Annotated in this window: 18 protein-coding genes; 6 read left to right on the forward strand and 12 right to left on the reverse strand. The window is 68.1% G+C overall.

Features of this window, described 5'->3' with window-relative positions; genetic code table 11:
- Position 1 precedes the first annotated feature (1 nt).
- Positions 2-274, forward strand: a complete 273-nt coding sequence (gene minE, locus PGB34_RS22320) for a cell division topological specificity factor MinE (RefSeq protein WP_271430318.1) — start codon at positions 2-4, stop codon at positions 272-274.
- Between the two features lie 136 nt (positions 275-410).
- Entirely contained in the window at positions 411-899 is a 489-nt protein-coding gene (gene phaP / locus PGB34_RS22325; protein WP_271430319.1) for a TIGR01841 family phasin, read from the forward strand.
- A 19-nt stretch (positions 900-918) separates the two neighbouring features.
- Here phaP and PGB34_RS22330 read toward each other — a convergent pair whose 3' ends face one another.
- On the reverse strand, positions 919-1,317 hold the full coding sequence (locus tag PGB34_RS22330) for a PaaI family thioesterase (protein ID WP_271430320.1): 399 nt from the start codon (positions 1,315-1,317) through the stop codon (positions 919-921).
- Positions 1,318-1,433: 116 nt separating this feature from the next.
- On the opposite strand from PGB34_RS22330, the gene PGB34_RS22335 reads away from it, so the two are divergent.
- Positions 1,434-1,712 carry a DUF2164 domain-containing protein gene (locus tag PGB34_RS22335; protein ID WP_271430321.1) on the forward strand — a complete coding sequence of 93 codons (279 nt, stop codon included), beginning with the start codon at positions 1,434-1,436 and terminating at the stop codon, positions 1,710-1,712.
- Between the two features lie 243 nt (positions 1,713-1,955).
- Here PGB34_RS22335 and PGB34_RS22340 read toward each other — a convergent pair whose 3' ends face one another.
- Complete coding sequence (locus PGB34_RS22340; protein WP_271430322.1) at positions 1,956-2,321, reverse strand: hypothetical protein; 366 nt, start codon at positions 2,319-2,321, stop codon at positions 1,956-1,958.
- Between the two features lie 134 nt (positions 2,322-2,455).
- The gene (locus PGB34_RS22345) at positions 2,456-3,232 is read right to left on the reverse strand and encodes a class I SAM-dependent methyltransferase (RefSeq protein WP_271430323.1); all 777 of its coding nucleotides are present in this window, start codon (positions 3,230-3,232) and stop codon (positions 2,456-2,458) included.
- Positions 3,233-3,367: 135 nt separating this feature from the next.
- Between PGB34_RS22345 and PGB34_RS22350 the strand changes: the two genes are divergently transcribed.
- Positions 3,368-4,798 carry an FAD-binding oxidoreductase gene (locus PGB34_RS22350; RefSeq protein ID WP_271430324.1) on the forward strand — a complete coding sequence of 477 codons (1,431 nt, stop codon included), beginning with the start codon at positions 3,368-3,370 and terminating at the stop codon, positions 4,796-4,798.
- 33 nt (positions 4,799-4,831) lie between these two features.
- Here PGB34_RS22350 and PGB34_RS22355 read toward each other — a convergent pair whose 3' ends face one another.
- Together PGB34_RS22355 and PGB34_RS22360 are read right to left on the reverse strand one after the other, a co-directional pair.
- Positions 4,832-5,251 carry a hypothetical protein gene (locus PGB34_RS22355; protein WP_271430325.1) on the reverse strand — a complete coding sequence of 140 codons (420 nt, stop codon included), beginning with the start codon at positions 5,249-5,251 and terminating at the stop codon, positions 4,832-4,834.
- A 172-nt stretch (positions 5,252-5,423) separates the two neighbouring features.
- Positions 5,424-6,311 carry a CsgG/HfaB family protein gene (locus tag PGB34_RS22360; RefSeq protein WP_271430326.1) on the reverse strand — a complete coding sequence of 296 codons (888 nt, stop codon included), beginning with the start codon at positions 6,309-6,311 and terminating at the stop codon, positions 5,424-5,426.
- 326 nt (positions 6,312-6,637) lie between these two features.
- Here PGB34_RS22360 and PGB34_RS22365 point away from each other — a divergent pair, with 326 nt between their 5' ends.
- Positions 6,638-6,988 (forward strand): alpha/beta hydrolase, encoded by a 351-nt coding sequence (locus tag PGB34_RS22365; protein ID WP_271430327.1) that lies wholly within the window; start codon positions 6,638-6,640, stop codon positions 6,986-6,988.
- A 142-nt stretch (positions 6,989-7,130) separates the two neighbouring features.
- On the opposite strand, the gene PGB34_RS22370 is transcribed toward PGB34_RS22365, so the two are convergent.
- From PGB34_RS22370 to PGB34_RS22400, 7 genes are all read right to left on the reverse strand, one after another.
- Positions 7,131-8,126: a ParB/RepB/Spo0J family partition protein gene (locus PGB34_RS22370; RefSeq protein WP_271430328.1), complete on the reverse strand. Its 996-nt coding sequence runs from the start codon at positions 8,124-8,126 to the stop codon at positions 7,131-7,133.
- A complete protein-coding gene (locus PGB34_RS22375) occupies positions 8,126-8,701 on the reverse strand; it encodes an RBBP9/YdeN family alpha/beta hydrolase (protein ID WP_271430329.1) in 576 nt (191 codons plus the stop codon). Before PGB34_RS22375 ends, PGB34_RS22370 begins: the two co-directional genes overlap by 1 nt.
- Positions 8,698-9,564, reverse strand: a complete 867-nt coding sequence (locus tag PGB34_RS22380; protein WP_271430330.1) for a ParA family protein — start codon at positions 9,562-9,564, stop codon at positions 8,698-8,700. The genes PGB34_RS22375 and PGB34_RS22380 overlap by 4 nt, the downstream gene beginning before the upstream one ends.
- A gap of 17 nt (positions 9,565-9,581) precedes the next feature.
- Entirely contained in the window at positions 9,582-10,196 is a 615-nt protein-coding gene (locus PGB34_RS22385; protein WP_271430331.1) for a LysE family transporter, read from the reverse strand.
- A 108-nt stretch (positions 10,197-10,304) separates the two neighbouring features.
- The gene (gene rsmG, locus PGB34_RS22390) at positions 10,305-10,982 is read right to left on the reverse strand and encodes a 16S rRNA (guanine(527)-N(7))-methyltransferase RsmG (RefSeq protein WP_271430332.1); all 678 of its coding nucleotides are present in this window, start codon (positions 10,980-10,982) and stop codon (positions 10,305-10,307) included.
- Positions 10,979-12,937, reverse strand: a complete 1,959-nt coding sequence (gene mnmG / locus PGB34_RS22395; RefSeq protein WP_271430333.1) for a tRNA uridine-5-carboxymethylaminomethyl(34) synthesis enzyme MnmG — start codon at positions 12,935-12,937, stop codon at positions 10,979-10,981. The genes rsmG and mnmG overlap by 4 nt, the downstream gene beginning before the upstream one ends.
- Before the next feature lie 197 nt (positions 12,938-13,134).
- Positions 13,135-13,320 carry a DUF1328 family protein gene (locus tag PGB34_RS22400; protein ID WP_271430334.1) on the reverse strand — a complete coding sequence of 62 codons (186 nt, stop codon included), beginning with the start codon at positions 13,318-13,320 and terminating at the stop codon, positions 13,135-13,137.
- 260 nt (positions 13,321-13,580) lie between these two features.
- Here PGB34_RS22400 and gstA point away from each other — a divergent pair, with 260 nt between their 5' ends.
- A complete protein-coding gene (gene gstA / locus PGB34_RS22405; RefSeq protein ID WP_271430335.1) occupies positions 13,581-14,189 on the forward strand; it encodes a glutathione transferase GstA in 609 nt (202 codons plus the stop codon).

Here is a 14,189-nt window from a genome sequence, read left to right on the forward strand (position 1 = left end):
GATGTCCTTTCTCTCCTTCCTGCTTGGCGAGAAGAAGAAAACGGCCAGCGTGGCCAAGGACCGGCTGCAGATCATTCTGGCGCACGAGCGCTCCAGCCTGAGCAGCAAGCGGCCCGACTACCTCCCCGAGCTGCAGCGCGAGCTGGTGGCCGTGATCTCCAAATACGTGGCCATCAAGTCCGAAGACATCAAGGTGCACCTGGAAAAGCAGGACGACCTCGAAGTGCTGGACATCAAGATCGAGCTGCCCGAGGCGGCCGCCGGCGCGCGCTGAAACGCGGGCGCGTTCTTTCCCCCCTGGCCTGGCGCCCCTCACTCGCGTGACGGGGCGCTTTGCATTGCGGGTCGGCCGGCGTATCGTGCATGGGCGATGCACCGCATCCACCCCTCAACTTCAGGAGACCGACCCCATGGCCACCCGCAAGACCAGCACCCCGCCCGCAGGCAGCAGCACCGATGCGGCCGCCCAGTTCCAGGAAGCGGTGTCGCAGACCCTGCAGGGCGCGGCCGAACGGCTGCAGTCGCTGAACCTCACGGGCGCTGCCGCCAACCTGATGGAAAACGGCCGCAAGGACATCGAGGCCCTGGTCGAGGCCAACAAGCGCTCCTACCAGGGCCTGCAGACGGTGGTGCAGCGGCAGACCGAGATGCTGCGCAGCTCCATCACGCAGTGGCAGGAAACCGTTTCGGGCATGCAGGGCCAGGACATTTCGGCCAACCTGTCCAAGCTCGACGAGATGGGCCGGTCGGCCTTCCAGCAGGCGCTCAACGACATGCGCGAGCTGGCCGAAGTCGCGGCCAAGTCGCAGTCCGAAGCCTTCGACATCGTGCGTCAGCGCATCCAGGACAACGTGGAACAGGCCGCCAAGCTGCTGCAGCCGGGCGGCCCGAAGAAGTAGGCCGCGCCCCGCAGACCGATCAGCGGGGCCGCAGCAGCTTGCCGGTGGACGAAGCGCGCGCCAGCACCCGGCCGTCCTGTGCGAACAGGGAGGCTTCCAGGAAGACCACGCTGCCGCCCCAGCGCAGCACGCGCGCCTCGGCCTCCACGGGCGCCACGCCCACGCGCTCCAGGAAGCTCACCTTCAGCTCCAGCGAGGCCAGGCCCACGCCGCTCTCGCGCGAGACCACGGCAAAGGCCATGCTGTTGTCCAGCCAGGCCGTGATGAAGCCACCCTGCACGATGGTGCCTTCGGTGTGCGCGAACTCCGGCCGCGGCACGAAGCGCACCCGCGCCACGCCCTGCGGGTCGCTGTGCAGCAGGCGGTCAAAGCCGATGGCGTGCAGCAGCGGCTGGGTGTTCTTCTCGATTTCGTTCATGGCATGCGAAGGCGGTGCGACACAGGAAAAGCCCAGCATAGGCGCGCGGGCCGGCAGGCCCTGTCGCACGCGCAGCGTCCCAGGCCATGCCAGCCCTCCGTCACACCCTTGACCCCATGACCCTCGAACTCCCCCGTGAAACGCGCCAGCAGGCGGTCCAGTCCATCGAACGCTATTTCGAGCAGGAGCTGGATCAGCGCATCGGCAACATCCAGGCCGGCGCGCTGCTGAACTTCTTTTTGCGGGAGATCGCGCCCAGCGTCTACAACCAGGCCGTGCGCGAAGTGCAGGAGCGGCTGCTCGCGCGCGTGCAGGAGCTGGACATCGAATGCCACGAGGACGAGTTCGTGCACTGGCGCGGCCAGGGCGCCGCAGGCGGCACACGGCGGCGCTGAGCGCGCCGCGCTGGCCTGGCCGCAGGGCAGAAAAAGCAGGAAGAAAAAAGGCCCGCTGCGCGAACAGCGGGCCATTTGAAAGCCCCGAAGGGCTCGGCGAGGAGACTTCTGCCGAACTTTGACTTCCCTAATCCCCCAAGAGACCGAGGCCACGAATCTCTCACGGGCCGGGCCAAGTTGTCAGTGACTTAGTTCGCAAGCGCGCCGCATGCAAGGTCAACAAAGGTGGCCACCGCATTTTTCTCACGGTGCCTGGCGCTCCGCGGCCCGTTCGTTGGCGCGCCGCGAAGCCGCACCCGGCCCGCGCTCGAGCTTGTCGCCCAGCCAGTTGCCGAACTTGCGCACGGGGCGGCTGGCACTGTCGGCGGCGCGATTGACGCCGCTGAGCGTGGCGTCGCCGGCGCGGTCCACGCCGCGGCCCGCGGCGTCGGTGCCTTTCTTGATGCCGCCCAGCACCGGGCCGTCGGTGGAGGGCTGCGGAAGGGTGGCCGCGCGCTGGGGTCGCTGGATGGACTGCGCCGCGGCCTGCAGGGGCAGGCCGCCCAGCGCGAACGCTGCAGCCAGCAAGCCCGCGGCCATCAGGCCAGGACGTGGGGAAGATGCAGACATGGTGGGGCTCCTGGTGAAGGTTTCACAGCAGGCCGGGCGGTGCGCCTTCGAGCCCGGCGCGCGCGCATCGGCCGTGGCGGCAATCCTAGGCGTGCGGAAGCACGCGCGGTGTAGGAACAGGGGCAGCTCGCCCGTCACGCCGCCTTGGTGGCGGTGTATTCGGAGAACACGCCCAGCTCCACGTGCCGCTTCACGTCCGTGAAGCCGGCATCGCGCAGCGCCTGCATCACGCGCTCGGGTGGGATGCAGGCCTCGATGGTGTCCCAATAGAAGCGCCACAGCTCGGGCGTGGCCGTCTTCTTGCGGGCCACCACGCGCGCGATGACGGGCACCACCGTGCGCATGTAGCCCTTGAGCAGGGCCGCGCCCCAGCGGCTTTGGGGCTTGCTGATTTCCAGCACCAGCAGCCGCCCGCCCGGGCGCAGCACGCGATGGAACTCCTCGAAGGCCGCGGCCACGTCGGAGATGTGCCGCAGCGCGTAGCCCATGCTCAGGAAGTCGGCGCTGGCGTCGGGCCGGGGCAGCGCCTCCGCACGGCCGGCCACCAGTTCCACGCCCGGCAGCGCCACCTCGCCCATCATGCCGGGGCTGGGGTCCACGCCGGTCAGGCGCCCCGTGGGGCCGATGAGCGCCAGCGCCTCGCGCGCGACCAGCCCAGTGCCGATGCCCACGTCCAGCACCTGCGCGCCCGCCGCCAGCCCCGCGCGCTGCAGGGCCATGCGCCGGTACCAGGGGCCGCTGCCCAGGGCCAGCACGCGTTCGATGCGGTCGTAGTCGGCGGCCGTGTCATCGAAGATGCGACGCAGGTAGCGCGTGTGCTCCGCCTCGTCGGCGTAGTACGCAGGCAGGGGCGCATGCGGAAGCTGGACCCGGGCTGCCGGGTCCTTCGGAGGGCTGGCGTGTGCGTTCATCGCCGCGGATCATAGGCGCAGGCCGGGCCGGCCAGCCGCTGCGAGACCCTGTGAGATCGTCAACACGTTCTTAGAATCGTCAACCGCCCGACGCCCCTGGAACAGCCAGCGCCGCGGGCCCTGCTGGAGACTGCCATGAACGCCCCCACTTCCCTGGCCCACGTGCGGCCCGAGATCGCCCCGCGACCGGTGCCCGAAGCGCTGATCGCCGCCCTGCAGGCGCGCTTCGGCGCGCAGTGTTCCACGGCCATGGCCGTGCGCGAGCAGCACGGGCGAGACGAGTCCTCCTACACCGAGGTGCCGCCGCCCGCGGCCGTGGTCTTCGCCGAAGGCACGCAGGACGTGGCCGATGCGTTGAAGCTGGCCAGCCAGCACGAGGTGCCGGTCATTCCCTTCGGCGCCGGCTCCTCGCTCGAAGGCCATCTGCTGGCCGTGCAGGGCGGCATCAGCATCGACGTCTCGCGCATGAACCGCGTGCTGTCCGTGAACGCCGACGACCTCACGGTCACGGTGCAGCCTGGCGTCACGCGCAAGCAGCTCAACGAGGAAATCAAGTCCACCGGCCTGTTCTTTCCGATCGACCCGGGCGCCGATGCCTCCATCGGCGGCATGACGGCCACGCGCGCCAGCGGGACCAACGCGGTGCGCTACGGCACCATGCGCGAGAACGTGCTCGCGCTCGAAGTGGTGACGGCCAGCGGTGAAGTGGTGCGCACCGGCACGCGGGCCAAGAAGTCCTCGGCCGGCTACGACCTCACGCGCCTTTTCGTGGGCAGCGAAGGCACGCTGGGCGTGGTGACCGAGGTCACGCTGCGCATCTATCCGCTGCCTGAAGCGGTGTCGGCCGCCATCTGCTCGTTCCCGAGCATCGAGGCCGCCGTGCGCACCACCATCGAGACCATCCAGTTGGGCGTGCCCATCGCACGCGTGGAGCTGATCGACGTGAACACGGTGCGCATGGTCAACGCCTACAGCAAGCTCAGCCTGCGCGAGGAGCCGATGCTGCTGATGGAGTTCCACGGCTCGCCGGCCGGCGTGAAGGAGCAGGCCGAGACGGTGCAGGAGATCGCCAGCGGTCATGGCGGCAATGCCTTCGAATGGGCCAGCACGCCCGAGGAGCGCACGCGCCTGTGGACCGCGCGGCACAACAGCTTCTTCGCGGCCATCGCCTCGCGCCCGGGCTGCCGCGCGATCAGCACCGACACCTGCGTGCCCATCTCGCGCCTGGCCGACTGCCTGCTCGACTCGGTGGCCGAGGTGGACGCCAGCGGCATCCCCTACTTCCTGGTGGGCCACGTGGGCGACGGCAACTTCCACTTCGGCTACCTGATCGACCCCGACGACCCTGCCGAGCGCGAGAAGGCCGAGCAGCTCAACCACGCGCTGGTGGCGCGCGCCATCGCGCTTGAAGGCACCTGCACCGGCGAGCACGGCGTGGGCCTGCACAAGATGGGCTTCCTCGTGGACGAGGCCGGCGCGGGCGCCATCGACCTCATGCGCACCATCAAGCGCGCGCTGGACCCGAAGAACATCATGAACCCGGGCAAGATCTTCAGCTTGGGTTGATGGCGAGCCAAACCCGATTGCAGGCGCGGACGCTCAACGCTTCGCGCCCTCGGGATACGCCACGCCTAGATCCGTCAACCGGTTCTCAAGATCGCTATCAACCGGTGCTTTTTTGGATGTGCGCAGCCAAACATAAACCTTGGCCTGCACGATGCGTGCGTCCCTTTCTTCGCTGTCGATTTCGATCTGCGTCATCACTTTGGTGGGGTTCTTCTTGCGCCAAAGTGCGTGCGCGGCTTCATGTACCAGCTCGCAAGTTGTGATGAAGACTTTGCCGAGGTAATTGACGTTCACAAGAATGTCGGTGCCGTCCCAAGCGGCTCGCTCTTCCATCTCTGTGTACTTGATGCGGCCAGCCTTGTTGAAAGCCTTGAGGAGTTCGACGATCTCCTTGCCCTGCGTGGTCTTGCCGATGCTCGACTGCTGGATCAGCGCGATGTCGTAGTCGAACATGGCCCGAGCCGCTGCTGCGGTCTCCGGGTCAAGGGTATTGGGTTCTGCCACAAGATGCTCCGTGTGGAGTGAAATGAATTGCCTTCGACTTTCGACTCGGGGGTCATTGCGAAGAGACGGACCGTCGTGTTTGCGGCAGGAAGAAGGCGCACACCCTGCTTCCTGCCTGCGCTTACCTCCTGCGGCGCGGCTCGGCCGGCACCGAGGTCTGCGAAGGCGCCACGCCGCCGTCCACGCCCAGGCGCCCGCCGCCGCCCAGGCCCTGGCCGCGCACGGTCTGCGCCTGGTAGTTGCGCAGCGACAGCACCATCTGGTTGAAGGCGTCCATGAAGGCGGCCGAGATCACCTTGCCCTGCGCAGTGTTGGAATAGCCGCCCAGCGAGCCGCCCGCGCGGCTGCCAAAGACCGAGCCGAAGGCGCCGAAGTCCATCTTGGAAGCGCTGCCCTCCGAAGCCGCAACCTGCACGCCCGAGCGGTTGTCCACCAGCGTGAGCATGGCTGCGGCTTCCTTGGTCTGCATGTTGCCGCCGATGGTGGCCAGCGCACGGCCCCGGTTGCCGCCCACCAGGCCACCCAGCGCGCCGCCGATGCCGCCTGCGTCGCTGTTGCTGAAGATGATTTCGGGCGACAGCGCGTAGTCCGATGCCACCATCTGGCCGCGGCCGAAGTTGCTGCCGGCCCGCATCTCGCCCGACTGCATGATCGCGCGCTCGCGCTGCATCGCGCCCATGCCCGCGGCGCCACGCTCCACCACCACGAAGCAGTTGGACTGCTGCACCAGCAGACGCAGCAGGTTGGCCGTGGGCGGCAGGCGGTACTGGCCCGTCAGCACCGTGTACCAGCCGGCGTTGACGTTTTCCACCAGCGAGACCGTGCCCAGCGGCGATTCGCAGCGCTCCAGCTGGCTGCTGGCATTGGCCGAGGCCGAGCCCGCCGCGCTGCCCGTGGCCACGGTCTTGGCGCCCATGCTGCCCATCTGCATGTCGGTGGTCTGGCAGCCCGTGAGCGCCAGCGCGCCCAGCGCTGCAGCCAGGGCGGTGCGTGTGAAAGGACTGGACATGGCTTTCCCCTTGTTCAAAACAGGCTGCGAGGCTATCCGCGCGCTGCGTGGGGCGGCATCGGTCGAAAGGCGGGCCGAGGGCATACATCGGAGGGCGGTGGCGCCTGTCCTGCGCCCGATTCCAATACGGCACACATGTAGGCCCTGACCGATGGATTGTTTCCATAGCGGGAACAGCCTGTTCAGAAACTCAAGGGTTTACACCTAGTCGATCGGCGCACAATTCATCTCACGGGCCAGCGATTGAACGCAGACCCGAAGCGAGAGACCCGCGATCCTGCCTGTCTCCGCTCTGTTCAAACCGCTTATCGCATTGGAGTAGAACCATGAAGACCTCGAAGATTTTTGCTGTTGCCGCCCTGTCCTTCGCCGCCCTGACGGGCGCTGCACACGCCGAGCAGTACCAAGGCGTGCTGGACTTCCAGGGCCAGCTGAGCCGCGCTGAAGTGCAAGCCCAGGCCGTTGCCGCCGCCCATGCACCGAACCAGAACATCAACAGCAGCTCGGTCGCACTGAGCGCCCCGGCCAACCCCCGTACCCGCGCCGCCGTGCAGGCTGAAGCCGTTGCCGCTGCCCACGACAGCACCCAGAACCTGAATCGCTCGTCCTTCGCGGACAGCCAGATTCCGGCCACCTTGCAGAACAACCCGGCTGCCACCAGCCAGGCTGCGCTGTAATTCAAGGCCGCCCCGGCACTCAGGCGGGCTCCGCCTGTGAATGAGGTCCGGGTTGGGCCTGGGAGGCGCCTGAATGCAGAGGCCCGACATGCACTGGCATGTCGGGCCTCTTTTTTTTTGAGCCCTCCGCGGAGGGCTCCGCTCAGTCGGCCACCGGGCCGCGCAGGCGGTCGATCAGGCCGTTGAGCGCATCGAGCGAGCCGAAATGGATGGCCAGCTCGCCGCTTTCTTCCAGCTTGCCCGCGCGCTTGCTGCGCTTCTTGATGCGCACTTCCACCGTGGCCATCAACAGGTCGGCCAGCTCTTCTTCCACACGCTGCAGGTCGCGCGATTTCTCGGCCCGCGCGGGCTGGCGCGAAGGCGTGAGGCTGAATTCCGCCGCCAGCTTCTTGACCAGGCCTTCGGTCTCACGCACCGACAGCTTCTTGGCCACGATCTGGTTGGCGGCCGTGATCTGGGCGGCGCGGTCCAGCGCGAGCAGCGCGCGCGCATGGCCCATGTCCACGTCGCCGGCCATCAGCATGCCCTGGACCGGCTCGGCCAGGTTGAGCAGGCGCAGCAGGTTGCTGGCGGCGCTGCGCGAGCGCCCCACGGCCTGGGCCGCAGCTTCGTGAGTGAGCCCAAACTCGTTGACCAGCCGTTGCAGGCCCTGGGCCTCTTCGAGCGGGTTGAGGTCTTCTCGCTGGATGTTCTCGATCAGCGACATGGCCGCGGCGGCCTCGTTGGGCACGTCGCGCACCAGCACGGGCACTTCATCCAGGCCTGCCAGCGCGGCGGCACGGAAGCGCCGTTCGCCCGCGATGATTTCGTAGGCGGCGTTCTTGGCCGCCGCCTGCTCCGCGTCCAGGCGCCGCACCAGGATCGGCTGCATGATGCCCTGCGCCTTGATGCTTTCGGCCAGTTCATACAGCGCGCCTTCGTCCATGCGGGTGCGCGGCTGGTAGACGCCGGGCACCATCTGGTCGAGCTTGAGGGTGCTGGGCGCACCGTCGCGCGCGGCTGCGCGGCCGGTCTGTGCACCGCCCTCCTCGTCCATGCCTACCGTCAAGCCACCGTCGTCCTGGTTGCTGCCGCTGCTGGCGGGGCCCAGCAATGCTTCGAGCCCGCGGCCCAGTCCCTTTGGTTTCTTGGTGGCCATCAAGCCCCTTTCTTCACGGTGGTGGTGGTGGTCGTCGTCGTCAATGCCTGCAGCCATTGGCGGCCCTGAGCCCAGTCGCCCAGGCCGGACTCGGCATTGATGTGGCCCGAGGGGCCAAGGTTGATGAAATGCGCGCCCCAGGCCCGGGCCATCGCCTGCGCCCGCTCGGCCTCGCAATAGGGGTCGTTGGTGGAGCCCACCAGCGTGGCCGCAAAAGGCAGGCGCTGGCGCGCGATGGGCGACCAGCCCGGAATCTGCTGGCGCAGGTCGTCTCGCTCCACGTCGCCCGGGGCGACCAGCAGCGCACCGAGGACCTTGTGGGTGTTGCGCGAGTGCGCGGCCCAGGCCGCGACCAGGATGCAGCCCAGGCTGTGGGCCGCCAACAGCACGGGCGCCGGCGATGCCAGCAGCTCTTCTTCGAGCCGGGCCGACCAGTCGCCGCGCAGCGGGCGCAGCCAGTCGTGCTGCTCGACGCGATGGTCGCCATGCAGCGCCTCCCAGCGACTTTGCCAATGGCCGGGGCCGCTGTTCTGCCAGCCGGGCAGCAGCAGCACGCGGGGCTGCGCAACACTCATGCGTCGGCCTCTCCCGTGGCGGCCGCGGCAGGTGCGGCGGCGGGCGTCACCACGGGCGGCGGCGGTGGTGCCTCGGCCGCGGCGGCCACGGCACTGGCCGGGGGCATCTTGCGCACCAGTTCTTCGGCAAAGGCCACATAGGCCTGGCTGCCGCGCGCGGCGCCGTCGAACACCACGCCGGGCAGCCCGTAGCTGGGCGCCTCGGCCAGGCGCACGTTGCGCGGGATGACGGTGTCGAACACCTTGGGGCCGAAGTGGGCCTTGAGCTGCTCGCTGACCTGCTGCTGCAAGGTGATGCGCGGGTCGAACATCACGCGCAGCAGGCCGATGATGGACAGGTTCTTGTTGAGGTTGGCGTGGACCTGCTTGATGGTGTTGACCAGGTCCGTCAGGCCTTCGAGCGCGAAGTACTCGCACTGCATGGGCACGATCACGCCATGGGCGGCGCACAGGCCGTTGAGGGTGAGCAGGCTCAGCGACGGCGGGCAGTCGATGAGCACGAAGTCGTACTCGGCGCCCACCGCGGCCAGCGCGGTGCGCAGGCGCTTCTCGCGGCGGTCCAGCGCCACCATCTCGACCTCGGCGCCCGCCAGTTCGCGGTTGGCGGCCAGCACGTCGTAGCCGCACTGCTCGGCGCGCACCCGCGCCTCGGCCACCGACGCCGATTCCAGCAGCACGTCATAGACGGTGAGTTCGGCCTCGCGCTTGTCGATGCCCGAACCCATGGTGGCGTTGCCCTGCGGGTCCAGGTCGATCATCAGCACGCGCTGGCCGACCTTGGCCAGGCCGGCGGCCAGGTTGACGGTGGTGGTGGTCTTGCCGACGCCACCCTTCTGGTTGGCGATGCAGAAAATTCTTGCCATGTGCCCTCTTCCCTCTTTCAGCGGCCCAGCGCCAGCTTGATGCCAAAGCCCAGCAGGAACACGCCTGCAAGCTTCTCCAGCCGCGCGGCAATGCGCGGATTCGCCCGCACACGCTCGGCCAGGAAGTGCGTCAGCAAGGTGGCGCCCAGGCCGTACAGGAAGGTCAGCGCGGCGATGGTCAAGGCCATCACGCCGAAGGTGCGCAGGCCCTGGTGCCGGGCCGGGTCGATGAACAGCGGGAAGAAGGCCATGTAGAACACGATGGCCTTGGGGTTGAGCAGCGTGATGGCCAGGGTCTGGCGGAAGTACTGGCGGGGCTGGATCTGCAGCACGGGCGCGGCGCCGGGCTTGGCGCGCAGCATCTTCAGGCCCAGCCAGGCCAGGTAGGCGGCGCCCAGCCACTGCACGGCATGGAACACCGCCGGGTTGGCGGCCAGCAGCCCGGCCACGCCAGCCACGGCGGCCCACAGCAGCACCTGATCGCCCGAAATGCAGCCCAGGGTGGCCGCCAGGCCGCCCCGGATGCCACCCTTGCTGGTGGAGGTGACCAGCGCCAGGTTGCCGGGCCCGGGGATGGCGAGAAAGACGATCACGGCCACCACAAAGGCGCCGTAGTCGGAGATACCGAACATGGAAGGACTCCGCCCATAAGACAAAGAGAGGCCGGAGTCTAAGCGAGGCATCCGCACGCAGGCGCCGACTGCGCTTCTTTGTGTGAGCACCGGGCCGGGGCAGAGTCTCTAGGAGGCTTGCGCGGGCCGTGCCCAGACGATGCAGCGATCGGCCTCCAGGCCCGGCACCTGCAGTTGTTCCACGTGAAACACATCCACGCCCGATGCTGCCTCGCGCAAGGCCGCCAGCTCGTCCTGCGGGCTTTTGCCCTTCATGGCGAGCCACAGCCCGCCCTCGGCCAACAGGTGCCTGGAGCCATTGAAGAAGTCAGGCAGCGAGGCAAAAGCGCGCGAGCTGATGATGTCGTAGGCACCCGTCCAGCTTTCCACACGCGCATGCACGCCGCGCAGGTTGCTCAGCTTCAGTTCCGAAGCAACCTGCTGCACGAAGGCCATCTTTTTGGCCACGGCGTCCAGGCAATGCACCTCCACATCCGGGCGCAGGATGGCGATCACCACCCCGGGCAGGCCGGCGCCGGCGCCCACGTCGAGCAGGCGGGTGGCGCCCGGGCGCGCGCGCGTCAGCGGCGGCACGGCCGCCAGGCTGTCGAGCAGATGGTGGGTCAGCACGGCGGCCGGGTCGCGCAGCGCCGTGAGGTTGTAAACCTTGTTCCACTTGAGGATGAGCGCGCCGTAGTGCAGCAAACGCTGCACCTGCTGCTCGTCCAGCGTCAGGCCCAGCGCCTGGGCGCCCTGGCGCAACTGCATGCTCTGCGCGCCCTGCTCTTCTTGCTGCACGACGCTCATGCGGCGCTTTCGGCAGTGGCGGGCGCAGGCGCGGCGGTCGTCTGGAAAGCCTTGTAGCCACCCTTGCGCAGGTGGATCAGCAGCAGCGAGATCGCCGCGGGCGTCACACCAGAAATGCGCGAAGCCTGGCCCAGCGTTTCGGGGCGCTGGCGCGCCAGCTTCTGACGCACCTCGATGCTCAGCGCCGTCACCTGAGCGTAGTCCAGCTCTTCGGGCAGGCGCAGGCTTTCATAGTGCGCGGCGCGTTGCACCTCTTCGTGCTGGCGGTCGATGTAGCCCGCGTACTTGGCGGCGATCTCCACCTGCTCCACGGCATCGGCGCTCAGAGGTTGCTCGGGCTGGTACTTGCCGCCGTCCAGCGACAGCAGCGCCTCGTAGCTGACATTGGGGCGGCGCAGCAGGTCGCCCAGGTTGTATTCGTGCTCGATGGCCTTGCCCAGCACGCGTTCCGATTCGCTGGCCGGCAGGTTGCGAGGGTTCACCCAGGTGGCCTTGAGGCGTTCTGTTTCACGTGAAACAGCATCTCGCTTGCGGCTGAAGGCGTCCCAGCGCGCATCGTCCACGAGGCCCAGCTTGCGCCCCACTTCGGTCAGCCGCATGTCGGCGTTGTCTTCGCGCAGCTGGAGCCGGAACTCGGCCCGGCTGGTGAACATGCGGTAGGGCTCGGTCACACCCTTGGTGATCAGGTCGTCCACCAGCACGCCCAGGTAGGCCTCGTCGCGGCGCGGCATCCAGGCCTCTTCGCCGCGGCACTGCAGCGCGGCGTTGATGCCGGCGAACAGGCCCTGCGCGGCGGCTTCTTCGTAGCCCGTCGTCCCGTTGATCTGGCCGGCGAAGAACAAGCCCTGGATCGCACGCGTCTCAAAGCTGCTCTTGAGGCCGCGCGGGTCGAAGTAGTCGTACTCGATGGCGTAGCCGGGCCGCAGGATGTGGGCGTTCTCCAGGCCGGGCATGGAGCGCACCAGCGCGTACTGGATGTCGAAGGGAAGGCTTGTGGAAATGCCGTTCGGGTAGTACTCGTGCGTGGTCAGCCCCTCGGGCTCCAGGAAGATCTGGTGGCTGTCCTTGTCGGCAAAGCGGTTGATCTTGTCTTCCACGCTGGGGCAATAGCGCGGCCCCACCCCTTCGATCTTGCCCGTGAACATGGGGCTGCGGTCGAAGCCCGAGCGGATGATGTCGTGCGTGCGCGCGTTGGTGTGCGTGATCCAGCAGGGCATCTGCTGCGGATGCATGGCGGCGTTGCCCATGAAGCTGAACACCGGCATCACCGGGCTGCCGCCACCGGGCATGCCGTCGCCGGGCTGCTCGGTGCACTTGGAAAAGTCGATGCTGCGGCCGTCCAGCCGCGGCGGCGTGCCGGTCTTCAACCGGCCCTGGGGCAGCTTCAGCTCCTTCAGGCGCGCCGACAGGCTCACGGCCGGCGGATCGCCGGCGCGGCCGGCCTGGTAGTTGTCCAGGCCCACATGGATGCGACCGTCCAGGAAGGTGCCCGCGGTCAACACCACGGTGCGCGCGCGAAAGGCGATGCCCACCTGCGTCACCGCGCCCACCACGCGATCGCCCTCCACCATCAGGTCGTCCACGGCCTGCTGGAACAGCATCAGGTTGGGCTGGTTCTCCAGCCGGCGGCGGATGGCGGCCTTGTAGAGGATGCGGTCGGCCTGGGCCCGCGTGGCGCGCACGGCCGGGCCCTTGCTGCTGTTGAGGATGCGGAACTGGATGCCCGCCTCGTCGGTGGCGATGCCCATGGCGCCGCCCAGCGCGTCCACTTCCTTGACCAGGTGCCCCTTGCCGATGCCGCCGATGCTGGGGTTGCAGCTCATCTGGCCCAGGGTTTCGATGTTGTGGGTCAGCAGCAGCGTCTTCGCGCCCATGCGCGCGGAGGCCAGCGCCGCTTCGGTGCCGGCATGGCCGCCGCCAACGACGATGACGTCGAATTCTTCGGGATAAAGCATGTGAGGTCGGGCCCAAGGCCTGGCGCCGCCGGAACAGCCCAATCCGGCGCGGCAAAGAAGGGGTGCGCGCATGCGCAACAAAGGGCGCCGATTTTAGTCGGCGCCCCGTCTCTTTGCTTAAAAGATGGGCAATGCCGCAGGGAGCGGCGGCCCCAGGCCCGCCCCGCCTGCGGCCAGTGGCGCAGGCGGCTGCGTCCTCAGTCCAACGCCCGCTTCACCGCGCCCACGCCCAGCAGGGCCAGCACCACGAAGACCACCGCCAGCACCAGGAAGAGGCCGAAGAGCAGCTTGGCGATGCCGGCCGCACCGGCCGCGATGCCGCCAAAACCCAGAGCGCCAGCCACCAGGGCGATCAGCGCAAAAACCAGTGCGTACTTGAGCATGTCAACACTCCTTCAAAGCAATGCCGCAGCAAGGATCGCCGGGCTGACTGGGACCTTAGAAGTGCGTCCGGCCAGGCCGCATCGGCAGCGCGCGCGGCGCCCCGTAGGACGCCCTCCCACGGCCGTGGCATCGCGCGCCGCATCCATCAGCCCTGCCGGCGCGAGGGCACGGGCAAACCGCTACATTCGCCCTGCCGCATGCCCGTATGCCCGCGGGCCTGCGCGACGCTTTCATCATCCAAACCCAAGGATCCCTGTCCATGAAGCTGTACTACTCGCCCGGCGCCTGTTCGCTCTCGCCTCATATCGCGCTGCAGGAGGCCGGCATTGCCTGCGAAACCGTGTTGGCCAGCACCAAGTCGCACAAGCTGCAGGATGGCACGGACTACTACACCATCAACCCGCTGGGCTATGTGCCGCTGCTCGAACTGGACGACGGCACCCGCCTGCGCGAAGGCCCGGCCATCGTGCAGTACATCGCCGACCTGGCGCCGACCAAGAACCTGGCGCCGGCCAACGGCACGCTGGCGCGCTACCGCCTGCAGGAATGGCTGAACTTCATCGGCACCGAAATGCACAAGGGCTTCAGCCCCCTGTTCAACCCCAAGATGCCCGAAGAAGCCAAGGCGCTGGCCAAGGAAAAGCTGGCCTCGCGCTACCAGTGGCTCGACGAGCAGCTGGCCGGCAAGCAGTGGCTCACCGGCGAGCACTTCACCGTGGCCGACGGCTACCTGTTCACCGTCACCAACTGGGCCAAGCCCACGGGGCTGGACCTTTCGGCCCATGCCAACCTGCAGGCCTGGCATGCGCGCGTGGCGGCCCGCCCTGCCGTGCAAGCGGCCATGAAGGCTGAAGGCCTGCTCAAGTAA

Origin of the sequence: Xenophilus arseniciresistens (assembly GCF_028023875.1) — a bacterium.
Taxonomy (GTDB): Bacteria; Pseudomonadota; Gammaproteobacteria; order Burkholderiales; family Burkholderiaceae_C; genus Xenophilus; species Xenophilus arseniciresistens.

Excerpts from the sequence above, each read along its gene's own strand:
- minE (WP_271430318.1), top strand. The coding sequence starts at position 2 with ATGTCCTTTCTCTCCTTCCTGCTTGGCGAGAAGAAGAAAACGGCCAGC.
- phaP (WP_271430319.1), top strand. The coding sequence starts at position 411 with ATGGCCACCCGCAAGACCAGCACCCCGCCCGCAGGCAGCAGCACCGAT.
- PGB34_RS22330 (WP_271430320.1), bottom strand. The coding sequence starts at position 1,317 with ATGAACGAAATCGAGAAGAACACCCAGCCGCTGCTGCACGCCATCGGC.
- PGB34_RS22335 (WP_271430321.1), top strand. The coding sequence starts at position 1,434 with ATGACCCTCGAACTCCCCCGTGAAACGCGCCAGCAGGCGGTCCAGTCC.
- PGB34_RS22340 (WP_271430322.1), bottom strand. The coding sequence starts at position 2,321 with ATGTCTGCATCTTCCCCACGTCCTGGCCTGATGGCCGCGGGCTTGCTG.
- PGB34_RS22345 (WP_271430323.1), bottom strand. The coding sequence starts at position 3,232 with ATGAACGCACACGCCAGCCCTCCGAAGGACCCGGCAGCCCGGGTCCAG.
- PGB34_RS22350 (WP_271430324.1), top strand. The coding sequence starts at position 3,368 with ATGAACGCCCCCACTTCCCTGGCCCACGTGCGGCCCGAGATCGCCCCG.
- PGB34_RS22355 (WP_271430325.1), bottom strand. The coding sequence starts at position 5,251 with ATGTTCGACTACGACATCGCGCTGATCCAGCAGTCGAGCATCGGCAAG.
- PGB34_RS22360 (WP_271430326.1), bottom strand. The coding sequence starts at position 6,311 with ATGTCCAGTCCTTTCACACGCACCGCCCTGGCTGCAGCGCTGGGCGCG.
- PGB34_RS22365 (WP_271430327.1), top strand. The coding sequence starts at position 6,638 with ATGAAGACCTCGAAGATTTTTGCTGTTGCCGCCCTGTCCTTCGCCGCC.
- PGB34_RS22370 (WP_271430328.1), bottom strand. The coding sequence starts at position 8,126 with ATGGCCACCAAGAAACCAAAGGGACTGGGCCGCGGGCTCGAAGCATTG.
- PGB34_RS22375 (WP_271430329.1), bottom strand. The coding sequence starts at position 8,701 with ATGAGTGTTGCGCAGCCCCGCGTGCTGCTGCTGCCCGGCTGGCAGAAC.
- PGB34_RS22380 (WP_271430330.1), bottom strand. The coding sequence starts at position 9,564 with ATGGCAAGAATTTTCTGCATCGCCAACCAGAAGGGTGGCGTCGGCAAG.
- PGB34_RS22385 (WP_271430331.1), bottom strand. The coding sequence starts at position 10,196 with ATGTTCGGTATCTCCGACTACGGCGCCTTTGTGGTGGCCGTGATCGTC.
- rsmG (WP_271430332.1), bottom strand. The coding sequence starts at position 10,982 with ATGAGCGTCGTGCAGCAAGAAGAGCAGGGCGCGCAGAGCATGCAGTTG.
- mnmG (WP_271430333.1), bottom strand. The coding sequence starts at position 12,937 with ATGCTTTATCCCGAAGAATTCGACGTCATCGTCGTTGGCGGCGGCCAT.
- PGB34_RS22400 (WP_271430334.1), bottom strand. The coding sequence starts at position 13,320 with ATGCTCAAGTACGCACTGGTTTTTGCGCTGATCGCCCTGGTGGCTGGC.
- gstA (WP_271430335.1), top strand. The coding sequence starts at position 13,581 with ATGAAGCTGTACTACTCGCCCGGCGCCTGTTCGCTCTCGCCTCATATC.